The sequence below is a fragment of the Pseudomonas sp. 18058 genome, from assembly GCF_902706155.1.
GTDB classification, from domain to species: domain Bacteria; phylum Pseudomonadota; class Gammaproteobacteria; order Pseudomonadales; family Pseudomonadaceae; genus Aquipseudomonas; species Aquipseudomonas rustica.
In genome coordinates this window covers 1-18,587 of the sequence record NZ_CACSJY010000035.1, presented here as the reverse complement: position 1 = coordinate 18,587, position 18,587 = coordinate 1, and the positions used below count along the sequence as shown (strand labels likewise).

General features: G+C 58.9%; 13 protein-coding genes, 1 rRNA gene and 1 pseudogene. 10 read left to right on the top strand and 5 right to left on the bottom strand.

All coding sequences use genetic code 11. From position 1 onward, the window contains the following. Window positions 1–80 precede the first annotated feature (80 nt). Entirely contained in the window at window positions 81–419 is a 339-nt protein-coding gene (locus GVL50_RS18865; protein ID WP_053116431.1) for a hypothetical protein, read from the top strand. A 168-nt stretch (window positions 420–587) separates the two neighbouring features. Here GVL50_RS18865 and lapD read toward each other — a convergent pair whose 3' ends face one another. Then, a complete protein-coding gene (lapD, locus tag GVL50_RS18860) occupies window positions 588–2,534 on the bottom strand; it encodes a cyclic di-GMP receptor LapD (protein WP_159814720.1) in 1,947 nt (648 codons plus the stop codon). A gap of 14 nt (window positions 2,535–2,548) precedes the next feature. Continuing rightward, entirely contained in the window at window positions 2,549–3,241 is a 693-nt protein-coding gene (gene lapG, locus GVL50_RS18855; RefSeq protein ID WP_159814719.1) for a cysteine protease LapG, read from the bottom strand. 194 nt (window positions 3,242–3,435) lie between these two features. Here lapG and GVL50_RS18850 point away from each other — a divergent pair, with 194 nt between their 5' ends. The 5 genes from GVL50_RS18850 (at window position 3,436) to GVL50_RS18830 (ending at window position 10,509) form a co-directional block, all read left to right on the top strand. After that, window positions 3,436–4,146, top strand: coding sequence for a GntR family transcriptional regulator (locus GVL50_RS18850; protein ID WP_159814718.1), 711 nt, complete (start codon window positions 3,436–3,438; stop codon window positions 4,144–4,146). A gap of 767 nt (window positions 4,147–4,913) precedes the next feature. Continuing rightward, entirely contained in the window at window positions 4,914–5,690 is a 777-nt protein-coding gene (locus GVL50_RS18845; RefSeq protein WP_159814717.1) for a DUF3050 domain-containing protein, read from the top strand. Further along, window positions 5,687–6,616 (top strand): diiron oxygenase, encoded by a 930-nt coding sequence (locus tag GVL50_RS18840; protein WP_159814716.1) that lies wholly within the window; start codon window positions 5,687–5,689, stop codon window positions 6,614–6,616. The genes GVL50_RS18845 and GVL50_RS18840 overlap by 4 nt, the downstream gene beginning before the upstream one ends. Window positions 6,617–6,626: 10 nt before the next feature. Then, window positions 6,627–10,019 carry a non-ribosomal peptide synthetase gene (locus GVL50_RS18835; protein WP_159814715.1) on the top strand — a complete coding sequence of 1,131 codons (3,393 nt, stop codon included), beginning with the start codon at window positions 6,627–6,629 and terminating at the stop codon, window positions 10,017–10,019. Between the two features lie 22 nt (window positions 10,020–10,041). Further along, complete coding sequence (locus GVL50_RS18830) at window positions 10,042–10,509, top strand: SRPBCC family protein (protein ID WP_159814714.1); 468 nt, start codon at window positions 10,042–10,044, stop codon at window positions 10,507–10,509. 111 nt (window positions 10,510–10,620) lie between these two features. On the opposite strand, the gene GVL50_RS29465 is transcribed toward GVL50_RS18830, so the two are convergent. Continuing rightward, window positions 10,621–11,406, bottom strand: a complete 786-nt coding sequence (locus GVL50_RS29465; protein WP_371262348.1) for a methyl-accepting chemotaxis protein — start codon at window positions 11,404–11,406, stop codon at window positions 10,621–10,623. Between the two features lie 69 nt (window positions 11,407–11,475). Continuing rightward, window positions 11,476–12,501 (bottom strand): annotated as a pseudogene (locus tag GVL50_RS29460) (cache domain-containing protein); the annotation flags it as partial. A gap of 360 nt (window positions 12,502–12,861) precedes the next feature. On the opposite strand from GVL50_RS29460, the gene GVL50_RS18820 reads away from it, so the two are divergent. The 4 genes from GVL50_RS18820 (at window position 12,862) to GVL50_RS18805 (ending at window position 18,213) form a co-directional block, all read left to right on the top strand. After that, window positions 12,862–13,362 carry a sigma-70 family RNA polymerase sigma factor gene (locus GVL50_RS18820; RefSeq protein ID WP_026000801.1) on the top strand — a complete coding sequence of 167 codons (501 nt, stop codon included), beginning with the start codon at window positions 12,862–12,864 and terminating at the stop codon, window positions 13,360–13,362. Beyond that, entirely contained in the window at window positions 13,362–14,363 is a 1,002-nt protein-coding gene (locus GVL50_RS18815; RefSeq protein ID WP_159814712.1) for a FecR domain-containing protein, read from the top strand. The genes GVL50_RS18820 and GVL50_RS18815 overlap by 1 nt, the downstream gene beginning before the upstream one ends. Before the next feature lie 88 nt (window positions 14,364–14,451). Then, window positions 14,452–16,956 (top strand): TonB-dependent siderophore receptor, encoded by a 2,505-nt coding sequence (locus GVL50_RS18810; protein ID WP_159814711.1) that lies wholly within the window; start codon window positions 14,452–14,454, stop codon window positions 16,954–16,956. A gap of 78 nt (window positions 16,957–17,034) precedes the next feature. Further along, window positions 17,035–18,213 carry a PepSY domain-containing protein gene (locus GVL50_RS18805; RefSeq protein WP_159814710.1) on the top strand — a complete coding sequence of 393 codons (1,179 nt, stop codon included), beginning with the start codon at window positions 17,035–17,037 and terminating at the stop codon, window positions 18,211–18,213. A 72-nt stretch (window positions 18,214–18,285) separates the two neighbouring features. Here the strand turns inward: GVL50_RS18805 and rrf are convergent. Continuing rightward, window positions 18,286–18,401: ribosomal RNA gene (gene rrf, locus GVL50_RS18800) — 5S ribosomal RNA — on the bottom strand. Window positions 18,402–18,587: the final 186 nt, after the last annotated feature.

Sequence of the window (18,587 nt, the reverse complement as noted above, 5' to 3'; positions counted from 1 at the left end):
GCGTCGCCGCACCGCATACTCGCGCGCAGTTGGCTATGCTGCTGACAGCATGACGCTGGTTCATTTCTGAGGGATGCTCAATGTTTTACGTGCAACGCGATGCGCAAGGTGTGTTGACGCGCGTGGAAGCGGCGGCTTACGCCGAAGCCACGGAAACGCTGCCGGCCGACAACCATGAAATCCAGGCGTGGTTCGCCAACGCTGCGGTGGAAAACAGCCTCAAACAGCTCAAGCAGAGCGACTTTGAAATGATTCGGGTACTCGACGACCTGATTCAAGTGCTGACCAGCAAAGGCGTGATCCGCGTCACCGACCTGCCGCCAGCGGCACAGGCCAAACTGCTGGATCGTAACCAGGCACGTGAGGCGTTGGGCGGGTTAAGCCAACTGATTGATGAAGATGAGAGCGGGCTGATTTAAAGCAAAAGATCGCAGCCTTCGGCAGCTCCTACATGAAATGCACTCCCCTGTAGGAGCTGCCGAAGGCTGCGATCTTTTTGTCTTTCCAGTCCCACATTTAAAATGCATTCCACTGTGGGAGCGGGCTTGCTCGCGAAAGCGTCATCACTGACGCCATCAGTTAAGGGATTACTGCCAAGGCTTCGGCTCACCCAGCAACTGCCCCTGAACCCCATACAAACCCATCTCGCGAATCACCGACAATTCCCCTTCGGTCTCGACGCGCTCGGCAATCAGCGGCAAATCAATACTGTGCGCCGCGCGCTGAATCGCCTCGATAAACAGACGCTTGTCGCTCTCCTGATCGATCGCCCGAATGTAGCTGCCATCGATCTTCAGATACGCCAACCCAAGCCGCGCCAGGTTGCCGATCATGCTGAAGCGCCCACCAAAGCGCTGCAGGCTCAGCGAGAAGCCCAACTCACGCAGACGACGGGTCAACTGCTCCAGCACAGCCTGATCCGGCAACTGTTCCTCGCCGATTTCCAGGGTCAAACGCGGGCCAAGATTGAAATGCGTACGCAGAATCTCAAAGACTTTATTCAGCGCCTGCGGATCCGCCAGCGTCGCTGACGACAAGTTCAGCGCCAGCGAATCTTCATGCCCTTTCATCTGCTCCAGTACGCGCTCAAGCATCAGGCGATCCAGTCGCGCCGTCCAGCCGAAGCGCTCCAGCCATGGCAGGAAACGCCCGGCAGGAATGGTCTGGCCGTGCTCATCGAGCAAGCGCGAGAGTACTTTGTAATGCAGCACCAGTTGCGTGTCCTGCGCCGCCACCACCGGTTGGAAATACAGCTCGAAACGCTGCTGAGTCAGCGCCTGATCGAGCAAGCGGTGCCAGGCATGGTGATCGTCGCCAACGTCGGCGGTCAGGCTCTGATCGAGGCACGCCCAGTTCTGCTCGCCCTGCCCTTCGGCTTGCGCCAACGCCTGATCGCCAAGGCTCAACACCGATTGCGGCGAGTCACCGTGAGCGAACGGCGCCAGACCAATCGATGCCACGGCCTCAACATCGGTAGCGCCGGTGGCGTGCAAACTGCTCAGCGCAGTGTCGAGATTCTGCGCCAGTTGCAGCGCTTCCTCCCGCACCAGCCCCGGCGCCAACACCGCGAATTCACCACCACGAATACGCGTGACGAGGTTCTGGGTTTCCGGGTATTTGGCGCACTCGCGGGACAATTGCTCGCCCACCGCTTTCAACAATTCATCAGTACGCTGACCGCCCAGACGCTGGTTAAGCCCGGCCAGATCCTTGACCCGCAACAGCAGCAGATAACCGGAGCTGGCCTGTTCGGCATTACTCACGCGGTTGTTCAGCTGCATCTCGAAATAACGTCGGTTGGCCAGCCCGGTGAGGTTGTCCTGATACGACTCGGCACGCAGCTTTTCACTGCGCTCGGCCTGCTCCTGGAACAGCGCTTTGAGTTTCTCGACCATCTGGTTCATGGCCAGTACCACGCGGCGCAATTCCGGTGTGCGCGGCAAGTCCGGCAGGCTGAGAAATTCGCGGCGGGCAATGGCGTGGGATTGCTTGACCATGTAATCCAGCGGTTTCAATTGCCGGCGCAACAGCAGCGCGCCAAGCACCGCACTCACCGCGCCACAGACCAGCAGCCAGCCAAGGCTGCCCAACGCGCTCTGCCACAGCTTGGCCACAGCGAACATCGGGTGGCTGACCACCTCGACCCGCGCCGCCTGCTCCCAGCCACGGCTGACCAGCGCATCGCCACCGGCGGGTTCGAGGCCGATCAGTTTGACGAACCAGTCCGGCACGTTGGTGACCGCCGGGCTGCCGCTGCGCTCGACCATGGTTTTGTCGGTCTTCACATCAACCACACGAATGCTCGCGTAATAGCCGCTGTCGAAAATCGAACTGACCAGCAACTCGACCATCGCCGGGTCGTCGATGTTCGGCGTCAGCGACAAGGCCAGCGCCGTCGCGGCGTCTTGGGCGTGCGAGCGCAACTGGTTGACGTACTGGGTACGCGAGCTTTCCAGACTGACCATGAAGCTGCCGGTGAAGGCGACCACCAGGAACAGACAGATAGCGATCAACAGCTGTTTGAACAAAGACATCTGAGCGCGTGCTCCTAGTTAGTCGTCTCGACCGGAAAACCTTCGGCCTGCATTTTCTTCAACACATCCTGCCAGCGTGACAGGCGTTTGGTATCACCGACCTTCTTGTTGCCCTTGGCGCCCGGCAAATACAACCCTTCAGCATTGAAAGAGTAGACCGGCAGCAAATCGGTTCGCTGCGACGCCGGTTGAATCTGATCGATCAGACTGTCGAGCACCAGCGGCATGGCATCGGGGGTGGAATAGTACGTCAGCACCATGTGCGCGCGATTCTGGCGCAGTGCCTTGACGTAAGTGATGCGCAGCTTGTCACTGGAGACGCCGAGATGGCGCAGGCTGAAATACTTGGCGATCGCATAGTCTTCGCAGTCGCCAGCGCCCTTCCACAGCGCCTCGATCGGCGTTTCCCAGTAATCGACCTCGTGCCACAGGTCGATGTCTTCGACGTAGCGCACCTGTTTGTTGAAAAACAGGTTCACCACTTTCAGCTTCTCCGTTTCGCTGGCCTGTTGCTGCGTCGCCAACAGATTCTGCCAGGCATCGATGCGCTGCTGCCCGGCACCGAGCGGCCCGTACAGGGTGGTGGCTTTGCGGCTGATCGCGGAAAAATCCCAATCGGCATGCAGACCGCCCAGCATAAGACTGGCCAGCAGCAGTGCGCAGCCTAGCCAGCGCAGAGTCCGAGGGATCGCGAAACGTACCGCCACAGCAGGTTTCCGGGGGGCAGGAAGGAAAGCGTTTGATGGTGAAGCTTAGCCCGTTAAAAGACAATGGCACGATGAGATCATCGGCATCGCGCTAAACTGTTTGCCAAGTATTCCTCTACACAGTTTGACAACTTGTAGGGCAATCACTAGTGTCATTTGGATCCAAATTCAGCCGACCTACAGGGTGCGTAGTCGTGACACAGAAGCCCAAGCCGCTACACAGCATTAAAGTCGATGGGCCGATTCCTGCACACCTGGCCCGCTCGATCATCGAAGAAACCCTGCGCGCAGCCATTCTCGATGGTCGCCTGCCGTGCGGCACCGCCCTGCGCCAGCAGGATTTGGCCGATTTGTTCGGGGTCAGCCGCATGCCGGTGCGCGAAGCGTTGCGCCAGCTCGAAGCGCAAGAACTGCTGAGCGTGACCACGCACAAAGGCGCGGTGGTCGCCGCGCTGATTCAGGGCGACGCCACGGAAACCTACGAATTGCGCATTCTGCTTGAGGGCGAGGCGCTGCGGCAGTCGATCCCGTTGCTGACAGCAGCCGATCACGAGCTCGCCGCCGGCTACATCCGCGAACTCGAAACCCAACACGACTACACCGAAATCGGTCGGCTCAATCGCCTGTTCCACATGGCGCTGTACGCCAAGGCGCCGAACAAGCGCCTGCTGCGTCTGGTCGAGGACGGTCTCAATGAAGAAGAACGCTTTCTGCGTTTCAACCTTGAAGCCATGGGCCTGGGTAAAACGTCTCAGGACGATCACCGCGACCTGTTGCAAGCCGCGATCGAGCGCGACGTTGAACGCTCGGTGATGCTGCTTGAGCAGCACCTCAACCGTGGTGTCGAGGTGATCACCCGCTATCTCGCCAGTCCTGCCGCGCAAAATCGCAAAGCCGCTTACTGACCTTTTGCACGCTGGGCGGGCTTCACGTCCGTCCGGTGAATAACCCGCTTACAAATCCTCTTTGCCGATCTTGCGTGAACACAGTGGCGGATCGGCCCCTTCGCTCTAACCTCCTCGCGCCTGCCAGTCCGAAATTGCCACGGTGGCAATGACTAATCGGTAATAGCCGTCGCGGTCATTTACCCGCACTCTTGAACGGCCAACCCCAATAAAGAACGGGGGCGCACCGCCTGGTGGTGCAGCCCCCGCAACAGGAACCTACGGAAGGAGCCTTGTCACGGGAAAAGGAAAGTCATGGCGCCGTTCCCGGCCAACTTTCATCCCTCAAACCACACCAATCTTTTTCATTAGAAAGTTGCTTCGAGTGAGGCATTCACTCTTGTCGACCAATTTTGGCTGTTATTGGCTGAAAGGAGTAACTACGCCCAAATAAAACTTAACCCGTAAGTTTTATCGGGGGCACTCATATTTGAAAAACACCCAACTTAAAATAATTAAAATTACACTTGTTAAATGCTTTTGCCGTGTATTACTTTTCTCTCGCCGAGTTTGAAATTCGCTGCAAACTTCGGCACAAGCTATATGCCACACCCATGACGACAGCGGCCCTCCAGCAGCCCGCAGGCTTTAATCGCCAGTACATTCAGTACAACAACTTCCGTCTGGAAGTCTTTGTCGCCCGTCGACAAGTTACAAGCAAGCCTTCGCTCCACTGATTGCGCAGTTGAAACAAAAGTGCCATTCCATAATCAATGATAAAGGACATCATGATGCCCACTAAGCACCAACTCGCCCTGAAGAAAGCCGAACTTAGCATTCACCCGATCTTTTCCGAGATCAACTCGTTATCGGTCTTGCGCCGCTTTATGGAAACCCACGTGTTTGCCGTGTGGGATTTCATGTCGCTGACCAAACGCCTGCAGCAGGAACTGACCTGCACGTGTTTGCCGTGGCTACCGCCGCGTGATCCTCGTGCGGCACGGCTGATCAATGAAATCGTCCTTGGCGAAGAATCCGACGATCGTCTGGCCCACGGTCACTACAGCCATTTCGAGTTGTACCTGGATGCAATGCGCGAAATCGGCGCGAGTACCACGGCAGTGGAGCGCTTCGTCGCGCTGCAACAGGAAGGCGTGAGCTACGACGTTGCGCTGCAAAGCATCGACGTCGATCCGGCCGCCGCGCAGTTTGTCCGCGACACCCTGCGCACCGCCCTCCATGCGCCGGGGCACAGCGTTGCAGCGGCGTTTCTGCACGGTCGCGAAAGCGTGATCCCGACCATGTTCCAGCGCATCCTCGACGACTGGGGCATCGGCATCGAGCAAGCACCGACCTTCCGCTACTACCTGGAACGGCACATCGAAGTCGACTCCGAAGACCACGGCCCCGCCGCAGAACAACTGCTCGAGCGTCTGGTCGATGGCGATCCGCAGCGCGAAGTCGAGGTCTACGCCAGCGCCGTCGCCGCTGTCGAAAGCCGCATCGCCCTGTGGGACGGCCTGCGCCTGAGCATGCGCGAACCGTTGGCGGAGGTCGCGCAATGAATGCCGCCGACTATCAATCGTTCGCCGACACTTGGGAAAGCCGCGCGACCATCCGCACCCGCCCGCGCCGCGTGCTGGAAAATGATGAGCGTCTGATCTATCCGCTCAGTCGCCAGCCGCTGGTGCTCAGCGAAACCTTCCTGCGTGAGTGCCCGCAGCAACGCGATTTTGCGTTGGTGCAGACCTTGTACAAATTCATCAACGACGTTGTGATTTTCGAGACGGAAATCGTCGACAAGACCGCGCGCAGCATCGCCAAAAATCGCTTCGCCGTGGCCTTTCCGTTTGCTTGTCGGTATGACGCGATGACCGTGGTGGTCGACGAGGATTACCACGCGTTGGTAGCGATGGATTTCATGCAGCAAACGGTGGCGATGACCGGCATCGAACCGATCCAGTTGCCCGATGAAATCGAACTCAGCCGAGCGATTCCCGCCGCCGTCGCATTGGCCCCGGAACACCTGCGCAGCGCTGTGGAATTGATCTGCGTGGCCATCGCCGAAAACACCGTGACCGGCGACGTTGCCGCCTTCGCCCGGGACGACACGGTCAAGCCGTCGATCAAGGGCCTGATGGCCGACCACTTGCTCGACGAGGGCCGCCACTCAAGTTTCTGGGCGCGGATGGTGCGCATCTATTGGCACACCGCGAGCGACGCTGATCGCGAAACCATCGCGCAGATTCTGCCGGTGTTCATCGGCCATTACCTGACCAACGACATCCAGAAATCCTTTGATCTGCGCCTGATCGATGCCCTGCCGGTCAGCCAGATCACAAGGCGATCACTCAAGGACGAAATCGCCGGGCTGGCCTTCCCGATCAATCGCCACCATCCGCTGGTGGGCAACATCGTCAAGTTCTTCCACAACAGTTCGCTGCTCGACACGCCTTGCGTGCAGCACGCCCTGCGCGACTACCTGGTTTGAGGAGGCCGACATGAAACGTCTCGACATTTTGCTGATTGGCGCCAGCCAGGCCATGACCGACCTGGCGCAGGAACTGGAACAACACGGTCACACATTGACGCGCAACGGCGCCGCACAATCGACGGTGGATTTGATCATTGACGATGGTTTTATCGGCGCTGGTGATTTCTGCGCGATTCCGCATTTGCATCTGCGCTTAGGTATTGGAGCGCAAAGCGCTGCGGGTTTGCCGACACTCGATTTGCTGTGCTTTCTCGGCTCGTCTTTGATCAGCCGTGTGCCGATTGGTGATGAGCCATCCGGCAACGGCCAGACATTGCGCCAGCGGGTGCTCACGCATGTGGTGGACGAAGTGGCGTTGCTGGTCAGCCGCTTCTCCCGCGATGCGGATTATCTGCAGCAAGCCCATACGGTGACTGCGCCAGATTTCGAGCGGATGGAAAACCTGCTGTTTCTCGACAGCCTGGCCTACGTCCATCGCCTCAACCACACGGCGAAACCGGCGCTGCTGAAACAGGCGCAAATCCCGCTGATCGAGCGGCTGCAACAGAGCCTGATCGAGCATGCCGAACGTCCGGCGCTGCACCTCGGCGAACGCTCCATCAGCTACCGCCAATTGCACGCCCACAGCCGCGCAATTCAACAGCGTTTGCTGCCGATTCTTGAGCAGCATCCACAGCCGTGGGTGGTCGGTATCTGCCTGCCGAAAAGCCCGGCGCTGTTCGCTTCGATTCTGGCGCTCCTCGGCAGCGGTGCGGTGTATCTGCCGCTGGAGCCGAGCCATCCGCTGCAGCGCCAGCAATACATCCTGCAAAACGCCGGCGCGCTGCTGTTGCTGCATGACGGCGAGCATCCGCTCAGCGCAACCATGGCAGGGCTGGACGTCAGTCGCATCGACAGCGCCCAAGCAGATCTCAGCCAAGCGTTGATGCGCCAGCGCCCCGCACTCGATGCGCCCTGCATGGCGCTCTACACCTCGGGCACCACCGGGCATCCGAAAGGCGTATTGCTCAGTCAGACCAACCTCGCGCACTTCACCGCGTGGTACGCCGACTACGTGCAATTGCACGCCGAGAGTCGGGTGTTGCAGTTCTCTTCACTGAGTTTCGATTCGTCGCTGATCGACATCTTCCCGACCCTGCTCACAGGCGCCGAACTGGTGGTGCCGGACGACACGCAACGCCGCGATCCGCTGCAACTGGTCGCGTTGATCCGTCGTCGGCAACTGACTCACGCCTTCCTGCCACCCGCGCTGCTGAGCATCCTGCCGCTGGAACAATTGGAAGGCGTGCAAGTGATGACCGGCGGCGATGTCTGCGAGCCGTTCGTCATTGAACAACTGACCCGCCAAGGCACGCTGCACAACCTCTACGGCCCGACCGAAGCCACGGTGTTGATCACTGCGCGACAACTCACACCCGGCGACAGCAACCGCAGCCTCGGCGCGCCGATTGCCAACAGCCAAGTGCTGATTCTCGATGACGATCTGCAACCGGTGCCCGAGCACACCGTCGGCGAGTTGTTCATCGTCGGCCCCGGCGTTTGCCTCGGCTATCTGAACAATCCGCAGCAGACTGCCGAGCGTTATCTGAACCTGCAATTGCCCGATGGCGAAACCCTGCGCGCTTACCGCAGCGGCGACATGGCCAGGTGGGGCGAGCACGGCATCGAACTGTGCGGACGCCGCGATAATCAGGTGAAGATTCGTGGTTTCCGGGTCGAGCCGGAAGAGATCGAACGCTGCCTGCGCGAAAGCCTGCTGTATCGACAAATAGCCGTGGTGATTGATCCGCAGCGGCGGATTCTGGCGTTCCTCGCGCAGCCACAATCCAATGATTCCCGCGATGCACTGAAGGCCCACGCCCAGCAGTTTTTACCGGACTACATGCAACCGGTGGCGTGGACTGAACTGCCGAGCATGCCGTTCGCCAGCAACGGCAAAGTCGACCGCAAAGCGCTGCTGGAATTGCCGGTGAGCGTGCAGGACAACGGCCCGAAATGCCTGCCGGCGAATGCTGATGAAGCGTTGTTGCTGGAGATCTGGGCCGAGTTGTTGGAGCTGCCCGTCAGCGATATCTCCACCGACGAAAGCTTCTTCAATCTCGGCGGCCATTCGATTCTGTTGTCGCGGATGTTGCTGCGCTTGCGGGAGGAGTTCGGTCGCAGCATCTCGATCAATCGCTTCATCGAACTGCCGACCATCATCAAACTCGCGACGCTGGTGCGCGGCACCGATGACAGCGCGGTACTCAGCGCCCAGGCGATGGCCGACGCCGAACGTGTGCTGGAAATCGAGCCGCTGCCGATCAGCCGCATGGGCGATGTGCACAAGGTCATCGTTACCGGCGCCAACAGTTTTGTCGGTGTGCACATCGTCGAAGCGCTGCTCGGCTGGGGCGCCAGCGAGGTCGCGTGTCTGGTGCGTGACGGCGGCGGGCAAACGGCGGCGCAGCGCTTTGCGCAGTCACTGCGCGAAAACCGTCTGGAGCATCTGAATCTGAGTCGGGTGCGGGTTTACGCGGCAGATATCACTCGCCCGCAATTGGGCTTGGCCGACGACGATTATCAGCGTCTCGATCGCGAGTTCGGCGCGCTGGTGCACAACGCCGCCAACGTCAATCACGTGCTCGACTACGAGTCACTGGCGGCGGACAACGTCGAGCCGATTTTCGCCCTGCTGCGCCTGTGCGAAGGGCAGAGCAAAAAGGTCTTCAATTTTGTCTCGACGCTGTCGGCGTCCAGCACCGTCGACGACGCCGGCCAGGTGCTGGAATTGCCCGCAGCACTGACGCCACCGATCTACATTCGCAACGGCTACAACCTGTCGAAGTGGGTCGGCGAACGCATCCTCGAACGCGCGCGGGAACGCGGCGTACGGGTCAATCTGTATCGACCCGGCAACATCAGTTTCAACAGCCTGAGCGGCGTGTGTCAGCCGCACAAAAACCGTTTGATGCTGATGCTCAAAGGCTCGATTCAGCTCGGCCAGGTGCCGGCCTTCGCGTTGAATTTCGATCTGATGCCGGTGGACTTTCTCGCGCGATTTATCGCCTTCCATGCCAGCCGATATTCGCCCGATCACGCGGTGTTCAACCTGCATAACCCAGAGCCGCTGAGCTGGGATGCCTACGTTGCTTCCTTCCGCGAAACCGGCAGCGAATTTTCACTGGTCAGCGTCGCCGACTGGCAGCAGCAACTCGGCCGCGTCGACGCCGATAACGCGCTGTTCGGCGTGCTCGGTTTCTACCTCAACGGCTTTGAAGAAGACATCGGCGACATCTCCCTGATCGGCCACGCCAACGCTGAAGCCGGCGTGCAGCAGATGGGTGCGCACTACCCGCAGAAATCCCCGGCGCTGCTGCGTCGCGGCTGCGCTTACCTGAAAGAAATCAACTTCATCTGATCCAACAACAAGGAGCAACACCATGAGCACTCTGCAACCCGACACCCTGATCAAAAACCCGCATGGCTGCCACGTTGTTTCATCGGTGGAAGTGCCGGTGGACGCGGCGCAGGTCTGGGCGGTGGTCGGTAATTTCGGCGGTTTCGACCGTTTCATTCCGGCGCTGTCGCACATCGAAATGACCGGTGAGGGCGTGTCCTCGCTGCGCAAGAAATTTTTCAAGGATGGCAACGTGGTGGTCGAGCAACTCAACTCCCGCGACGACCAGGCGCTGAGCATGACCTGGACGACGATCTACAACACGCTGGGCGTGGCGAATCTGTGGGCGGCGATGAATGTGGAAGCGCTGGGCACGGGCAAATCCCGCGCGACGTGGACGATCATTGCCGAGCCTGCCGGCGGTGGCGAAGAGGCGCTGCCGGGGTTCAAGGATTTTGTGCAGGGATTTGCGGATGAGGCGATGGGGAATGTTTTGAGGCTGTTTGTTTAAGGCTATAGATGTGTGGTGAATGAACCACCGCTTTCGCGAGCAAGCCCGCTCCCACAGGGGAACGCATTCCAACTGTGGGAGCGGGCTTGCTCGCGAAGAACGATAACGCGGTCAGATTTTGAAACTGTCGACCAACTGCTTCAACCGATTCGCCTGCTGCGACAACGCATCGCAATCCTTCAACGTTTCATTGAGGTTGGCCACGCTCTGCTGGTTCAGCATGTTGATCTGGTTAACGTCGACATTGAGGGTTTCCACCACCGCTGTCTGCTCTTCCGTCGCCGCTGCCACCGACTGGTTCATGCCGTCGATTTCACCGATGCGCTGGGTCACGCTGACAAGACGCAAACCGGCCTGATTGGCCACTTCGACGCTCTGCTCGCTGGATGCCTGACTGGCGTTCATCGTACTCACCGCCTCACGCGAACCGACTTGCAGGGACGTGATCATCTTGTGAATCTCTTCCGCCGACTCTTGTGTGCGATGGGCCAGGTTGCGCACCTCATCCGCGACCACGGCAAAACCACGCCCGGCCTCACCGGCACGCGCCGCTTCAATCGCCGCGTTCAGCGCCAACAGGTTGGTCTGCTGCGAGATGCCTTTGATCACATCGAGAATGTGGCCGATGTTGTCGGTACTCGCATTCAAGGTTTCGATCTGCGTGCACGACAGGCTGATTTTCTGCGACAACTCGGTCATCGCCAGAATGGTTTGTTCCACCACCTGACGACCATCGTCAGCCTGCTCGCTCGCGCCGCTGGCGTGCTGCGAAGCATCGGCGGCATTGCGCGCGATTTCCTGAGTGGCGGCGCCCAATTCGTTGATCGCCGCCGCGACGCTGTTGGTGCGCGCACTTTGTTCGTCGGAACCGACGATCGAGGCGTTGGACGACGCCATCACTCGTTGCGATAAGTCATGCACTTGGCGGGTCGCGGAGGACACTTCGGAAATCGACGCGTGGATACGCTCAACGAACTGGTTGAAGGCGCTGCCCAACTCACCGAATTCGTCTTTGCTTTCAACGACTAGGCGGCGGGTCAAATCACCCTCGCCCTGCGCAATGTCCTGCATCGCGCGACCCATGGTGGTCAGCGGACGCATCAACACATTGATCAACAGGCTCAGCAGCAAGGCAATCGCGCCCACGGCAACGAACATCGCGATCAGCGCCGAGGTGCGGAATTGGCTGAGTGCGGCGTAGGCTTTGTCGCGATCGATCGACAGACCGATGTACCACTGCGCATTCGGCAGGTCGCTGACCGGGGTGAACGACAGAATGCGTTCCTCGCCGTTGAGCAGCACATTCTGGTTGCCCTTTTCGATGCGCACGTTGCTGTTCGGGTAGATGTCCTTGAGGTTTTTCATCACCTGATCTTTGTCCGGGCTGACGATCACCTGACCGTCAGCGCTGACCAGAAACGCATGGCCGAGGCCACCGAAGTCCACCGAGTTGATGATCTTCACCAGGGTTTCCAGGCTCAAGTCACCGCCGACCACACCGAGCAATTCGCCGTTGTGTTTCACCGGCATGGCGATGGTCACCACCAGGCCACCGACAGCGGCCATGTACGGCGGGGTGAGCATGGTTTTATCGGCGGCGACCGCTTGTTTGTACCAAGGGCGCTGACGCGGATCGTAACCGTCCGGCATCTTCGCGTCAGGGCGCTGGGTGAAGACACCGTTGGCCTGACCGACGTAGGTGAACTGGAAGTTCTGGGTGAAGGCCGGTTGGTCGACCAGACCCGGGAAGTCGGCGTCTTTGCCTTGATGGGCGACATTCTGCGCGAGGTTTTCCAGCACCAGAATCCGCCCGCTCATCCAGTTCTGCACGCTGCTGGCGGTTAGATCGCCGGCCTGCTGTACGGAGGATTGGAGATTCTGGCGAATGGTGTTTCGCTGCAGATAATCGTTGTAGAGGGTGAATAACGCGAAAGCCAGGACCACGACGCCCGAGGCGGCCAACAAAATTTTATGGCTGAACTTGAGATTCATTTCATGGGACTTCTTATGCCGAAGGTGGGGATGCGTTCCAGATGCAACATTCCATGTAGCTCCGATGTTCAGTAGCGCTGAGGGTCAGCCGCTCTGATTTCCAGTGACGGGTAGGCAACGTTCTGCCGGTCGCTCTACTTTGGTGCACGCATGTCTCACCAGTCTGTCGGCACGTGAAGGAGAAATCTTAGGGTTGCGTGGGAAATGGACGGCTTTTGCCTCGGATTCCCGCCGAACGGCGTGCTAGAGCCTGCGCAGCAAAATTTTTTAGGACGGATGTTCGAGCGGCGGTTGCAAAACCTGTAACCCTTGATAACAATGCGACTAATTATCATTTGTGACGTTTTGGCAGCCGCGTTCATGTCCTCACCCGAGTTCGCCGTTCAGGCGCTTTACAGTAGTCATCACGGCTGGCTCAACGCTTGGCTGCGCGCACGGCTGGGCAACGCAGCGGATGCGGCGGATCTGGCGCAGGACACCTTCGTGCGTCTGCTGCAACGCACCGAACGCCTAGAACTGAAAGCGCCCCGCGCCTTTTTGCGCACCATCGCCCGTGGTCTGGTGATCGACCATTGGCGCCGCGAGGAAATCGAACGCGCCTACCTGGAAACCATCGCCCATTTGCCCGAAGCCGAAACGCCGAGTGCCGAAGCCCGTGCGCTGGTGATCGAATTGCTCGAAAGCATTGCGCGCATGCTTGAAGGACTGAAGCCGAAAGTGCGTCAGGCATTTCTCCTGGCGCAGTGCGAAGGTTTGACCCACAAGCAGATTGCCGAGCAGATGGGTTTGTCGCTGCGCTCGGTGGAACGTTACGTCGCCGATGCGCTGTATCACTGCTACGTGCTGCGGTACGAAAGCTGATGGCTGTGGATAACTTGTCCCTCGGCCGTCGCGCGGATCCGCCGCAAAAAGCGGTGAAGCAAGCCATTCACTGGCTGCTGCGTCTGCGTAATAACCATGGCAATGCGCGCCTGAATCGCCAGTGCGAACAGTGGCGCGCCGAGCATCATGAACATGAATTGGCCTGGCAACGCGTGCAGTCGCTGCACGCCGAGTTGAGCAACAACCTGCGCGCGGTGCCGGGCGCACAAGTGGCATTCAATACCCTGGAGAACAGCGCGCAGGGACTGAATCGTCGGCAGGCGTTGAAGCTGTTGTCTGGCGCAGTGTTGATGGGCTCCGCCGCATGGTTGGCCAAAGACACGGCCGCGTGGCAGCAATGGAGCGCCGATTACGCCACGGCCACCGGCGAGCGGCGTGGTTTCCAGTTACCGGACGGCACGCGGATCGAACTCAATACCGCCAGCGCGGTGGATCTGGATTACACCGCGCAACAACGGCTGATCAAACTGACGCGTGGCGAAATCATCGTCACCTGTGGTGGCGCCGATGAAGGCGCTGATTTTGAACGGCCGCTGCGCGTGCATAGTCGTCACGGATCCTACGAGCCGCAGAATGCGCGGTTCATCCTGCGTCAGGACAGCGATTGCACGCGGCTGAGCGTCACCCACGGGCAGGTGGCCATTCATTCTGCCGGGACTGTTATCGAAGCGCTGGCCGGACAGAGTTATCTGATCGATCCCTATCAAGTGCGTCCGGCACCGGCGCTGGATATGGATGCGGGCGCGTGGGTCGACGGCTTGATCGTTACCCGCAACATGCGTCTGGGCGATTTCCTCAAGGAAGTCGGCCGCTATCGTCAGGGTTTTCTGAATTGCGCGTCAGAGGTTTCCGATTTGCGCCTGTCCGGCGTGTTCCGCCTCGAAGACACCGACAAGTTGCTGGCCATCCTGCCGCAGACCTTGCCGGTGCAGTTGCGCTATCGCACACGCTGGTGGGTAACTCTGGAACGTGTGGTCTGAAATTATTTTGGCGGGTTTTTGCGGCAAGTCCGGCTTAGTCAGTAAGCACTTCAATTCAAGCGTTTGCGACTTCCTACGGAAACCTACAATGACTGTCCGCGCCACCTGTAAGAACCCTCTGAATTTCACCTGCGAATCGGGCCTGTTGCGCCACGCCATTCGGGCGGCGCTGTTTTCCACCGCGCTGGGCGTCGCTGTGCTGCCAAGCGTCAGCGTGGCGGCCGACACCGTTAACAGTGAAGTCGGCCAGCGCTACAACATCGCTGCCGGGCCGCTGGGCGAAGCGCTGAATCAGTTCGCACGTCAGGCCGGCATCACCTTGTCGATGACGCCGCAGCAAACTCAGGGCCGGCAATCGCCGGGTGTACAGGGTGAATATTCGACCGATCAGGCGCTGAGCCATTTGCTTGGCGGATCCGGTCTGGAAGCGGTCAGTCAGGATGGCAGCAGCTACGTCCTGCGCCCGACCGCCGAAACCGAAGCGCTGGCCCTGCCGACCACCGACATCAAAGGCTTCGCCCTCGGCAACGCGCTGGGCAGCATGGACGGCTACAACGCCACGCACAGCCAGATCGCCACCAAAACCAGTACCGCATTGCTGGAAACCTCGCAGAGCGTGTCGGTAGTCACTCGCGAGCAAATGGACGACCAAGGTTCGCAAACCGTCTCGCAAACCATGCGCTACACCCCGGGTGTGCTGACCAATCCGTATGGCGCGACCCATCGCTATGACTACGTGGCGATGCGCGGCTTCAACGACGGCTCGGTGGATAACATTTACCTCGACGGCCTCAAGTCGATGGGCGACAGCGGCACTTACAGCACCATGCAGGTCGACCCGTATTTCCTTGAGCGCGTGGACATTCTCAAGGGGCCGTCGTCGGTTCTGTACGGCCGCAGTTCGCCGGGCGGCCTGGTGGCACTGACCAGTAAAAAGCCGCTTTACGAGGCTTACCATCAGGTGCAAGCCACCGTCGGTACGCAAGGTCAGCGCGGGGTCGGTTTTGACTTCAGCGGCCCGGTCGATGACGACAAGCGCATTGCCTATCGTCTGATCGGGTTAACGGATCAGTCCGACACGCAATTCGACCACAACAAGGAAAAACGCTTTGCGCTGTCGCCAACCGTCAGCATCGATTTCAATGAAGATACGTCGCTGACTTTGCAGGCGTATCTGCAACACGATCCGGATGGCGGCTACCACGGCGGCGTGCCGGCGGACGGCACGATCCATCAGCGCAACGGCAACCGGATTTCCCCGCACTTCTTCGAGGGCGAGCCGGGTATCGACGGTTACTCGCGTGATCAGCAGTCGTTCGGTTATCAGTTCGAACATCGCTTCAATGATGTCTTCACCGCTCGGCAGAACTTCCGCTACCTCGATTCCAAAGTGAACATGGATCAGGTCTATGCGTATGGCTGGACTACGCCGACCAGCAACGAGCTGAACCGCTACTACACCGGCGGTGATGAGCGTCTGCATGCGTTCATCGTCGACAACATGCTTCAGGCCGAATTTTTCACCGGCGCGACCAAGCACACCGTGTTGATGGGTGCGGATTACCAGCGACGAAAAACCGTGGTCGACTGGACCAGCGGCGGACTCGCGCCGATCAATGCGTTCAACCCGGTGTACGGCAACTCGGCGATCGATATGTACGGCGAGACCAGCTATCTGCGTCGTCTGGAGCAGACCGGTGTGTATCTGCAAGACCTGATCGAGATGGATAAATGGCGCTTCTCGCTGGGCCTGCGACAGGACTGGGTCGAGACTTCCGATGAGAACCGCATCGCTGAAGCGGGGCGTCCGGAAGGTACAGAGATCAACGACCGACGCACCAAACTGACCGGCCGCGCGGGTGCGTTGTACCTGTTCGATAACGGTCTGGCGCCTTACGTCAGCTACTCGGAATCGTTCAACCCGAACTCCTATGCCGACAGCGCCGGCAATCCGTTGGCGCCTACCGATGGCACGCAGTGGGAAGTCGGTTTGAAGTACCAACCGTCGGGCACTGACAACCTGTTCACCGCGTCGCTGTTCCGTATCGACCAGGAGAACCTGGCGACCAAACTGCCGCAGGAAAACTTCTACCGCGCTGTAGGCGCTGTCCGCTCGCAAGGTCTGGAGTTGGAAGCGCACATGCAACTGACCGATAACCTTAAAGTGCTCGGCAGCTACACCTTCACCGACATCGAATATTCGAAGTCGATGGTCAGCACCTTGAGCACGCCGACCGATGTGATCGAGAACAAAGGCAACTCGCCAACACAGGCGCCGCGACACATGGCGTCGTTGTGGGCTGACTACAAGTTCGACAGCGCAGCGCTCGATGGCCTGCGTCTGGGCGGTGGTGTGCGTTATGTCGGTTACAGCTGGGCGGATGCGGAAAACACCTTGAAGGTGCCGTCCTACACACTCTTCGACGCCTCGATCGGTTATGACTTGGGCAAGGTTGGCTTGAAGGGCGTCGACGTACGCCTGAACGCGAACAATCTGACCAACGAGTCCTACGTCGCTTCCTGCGCCAGTCTGAACTTCTGCTACATGGGCGAAGAGCGCAACGTCGCGGCGACGGTCAGCTACCAGTTCTAAGTCATTTGTCTCGTGCATAAAAAAGCCAGCCCCTGAAATTCAGGGGCTGGCTTTGTCGTTTCAGTGGGGAAAATTTTCATGCGTGCGTTTCTGGTTTTGTTGCATCGCTATATCGGTTTGGCCACAGCAGTGTTCCTGTTGCTGGCCGGGATTACCGGAAGCATTCTGGCGTTCAACCATGAGCTGGATGAGTGGTTGAACCCGCAGTTTTATTCGGCGTCTGCCGAGGGTTCGCGATTGCCGCCGGGCGAGCTGGTTGATGCGGTGCAGTCTGCGCATCCGAAGCTTCAGGTCTGGTACATGGAGTATCCGCATGAGGCCGGGCATACCGCGCTATTGGCGGCGGTGCCACGTAACGATCCGGCGACGGGCAAGCCGTTCGATGAGCGCAATCAGGTGTTCTATCTGGATCCGGTGAATGCTGAACAAAAGGGTCAGCGTTATTGGGGCGAGTGCTGTTTTCAACGGGAGAATTTCGTCCCGTTCATTCTCGAATTCCACTACAACCTGACGCTACCGGAAAACTGGGGACTGTGGTTGATGGGCTTGGTGGCAATCGCGTGGGTCATCGATTGCTTTGTGGCGCTGTCGCTGACGTTGCCGCGTGGCAAGCCGTTCTGGAAGAAGTGGTCGACGGCCTGGAAGGTCAAGGGCGGGCATGCCTATCGGCTTAACTTCGATCTGCATCGCGCGGGTGGATTATGGCTGTGGCTGTTGTTGCTGCCGATCGCGGTGAGTAGCGTAGCCATGAACTTGCCGAGTCAGGTGTTCAAGCCTGCGGTGTCGCTGTTTTCACCGATTGAGCCGAGCATCTACGAGGCGCGAGGACGAATGCCTTCCTCAGAGTTGGGGGTGACTCGATTGAGTTATCAACAGGCGTATGAGAGGGCATTAGAGGAGGGAAAAAGGTTGGGGCTGACAGCGGCGATTGGGGAGTTGTATTACAGCTTTGAGTACAACTTCTACGGCGCAGGATTCGGGCAGCATGACACTGAAGCACATGGTAAATCCTGGCTGTTCTTGCACGGTACCGATGGGCGATTGTTAGGGCAGGAAATTGCCGGACAGGGGACGTTAGGGGAACAATTCTACCGGTTGCAGTTACCGATACACGGTGGACGGATCATTGGTGTGACGGGGCAAGTAATGATCGCGGTGTTAGGTGTTTTGATTGCGGGGTTGTCAGGGACTGGCGTCTACATCTGGTGGCGCAAATGGCAGGCTCGACGTATCAGCAAGGCACGTAAAGCGGTTTGATCACTGGATTGTGCAGACCCTGTAATGACAAAACCCCTGTCTGCGTTAGCAGACAGGGGTTTCGGAATTTAATCTTGACGATGACCTACTCTCACATGGGGAAACCCCACACTACCATCGGCGATGCATCGTTTCACTACTGAGTTCGGGATGGGATCAGGTGGTTCCAACGCTCTATGGTCGTCAAGAAATTCTTTATCTGGCCCGTCAACACGGTAACAAGCCAGCAAAAACAGATACTTCTACTAAAACAAAACCCCAACTGCTTTCGCAATTGGGGTTTCGGAATTTAATCTTGACGATGACCTACTCTCACATGGGGAAACCCCACACTACCATCGGCGATGCATCGTTTCACTGCTGAGTTCGGGATG

What these genes read in the sequence shown, in the direction of transcription:
- GVL50_RS18865 (WP_053116431.1), top strand. Translation starts at nt 81, where the DNA reads ATGTTTTACGTGCAACGCGATGCGCAAGGTGTGTTGACGCGCGTGGAA.
- lapD (WP_159814720.1), bottom strand. Translation starts at nt 2,534, where the DNA reads ATGTCTTTGTTCAAACAGCTGTTGATCGCTATCTGTCTGTTCCTGGTG.
- GVL50_RS18845 (WP_159814717.1), top strand. Translation starts at nt 4,914, where the DNA reads ATGATGCCCACTAAGCACCAACTCGCCCTGAAGAAAGCCGAACTTAGC.
- GVL50_RS18840 (WP_159814716.1), top strand. Translation starts at nt 5,687, where the DNA reads ATGAATGCCGCCGACTATCAATCGTTCGCCGACACTTGGGAAAGCCGC.
- GVL50_RS18835 (WP_159814715.1), top strand. Translation starts at nt 6,627, where the DNA reads ATGAAACGTCTCGACATTTTGCTGATTGGCGCCAGCCAGGCCATGACC.
- GVL50_RS18830 (WP_159814714.1), top strand. Translation starts at nt 10,042, where the DNA reads ATGAGCACTCTGCAACCCGACACCCTGATCAAAAACCCGCATGGCTGC.
- GVL50_RS29465 (WP_371262348.1), bottom strand. Translation starts at nt 11,406, where the DNA reads ATGGCGTCGTCCAACGCCTCGATCGTCGGTTCCGACGAACAAAGTGCG.
- GVL50_RS18820 (WP_026000801.1), top strand. Translation starts at nt 12,862, where the DNA reads ATGTCCTCACCCGAGTTCGCCGTTCAGGCGCTTTACAGTAGTCATCAC.
- GVL50_RS18815 (WP_159814712.1), top strand. Translation starts at nt 13,362, where the DNA reads ATGGCTGTGGATAACTTGTCCCTCGGCCGTCGCGCGGATCCGCCGCAA.
- GVL50_RS18810 (WP_159814711.1), top strand. Translation starts at nt 14,452, where the DNA reads ATGACTGTCCGCGCCACCTGTAAGAACCCTCTGAATTTCACCTGCGAA.
- GVL50_RS18805 (WP_159814710.1), top strand. Translation starts at nt 17,035, where the DNA reads ATGCGTGCGTTTCTGGTTTTGTTGCATCGCTATATCGGTTTGGCCACA.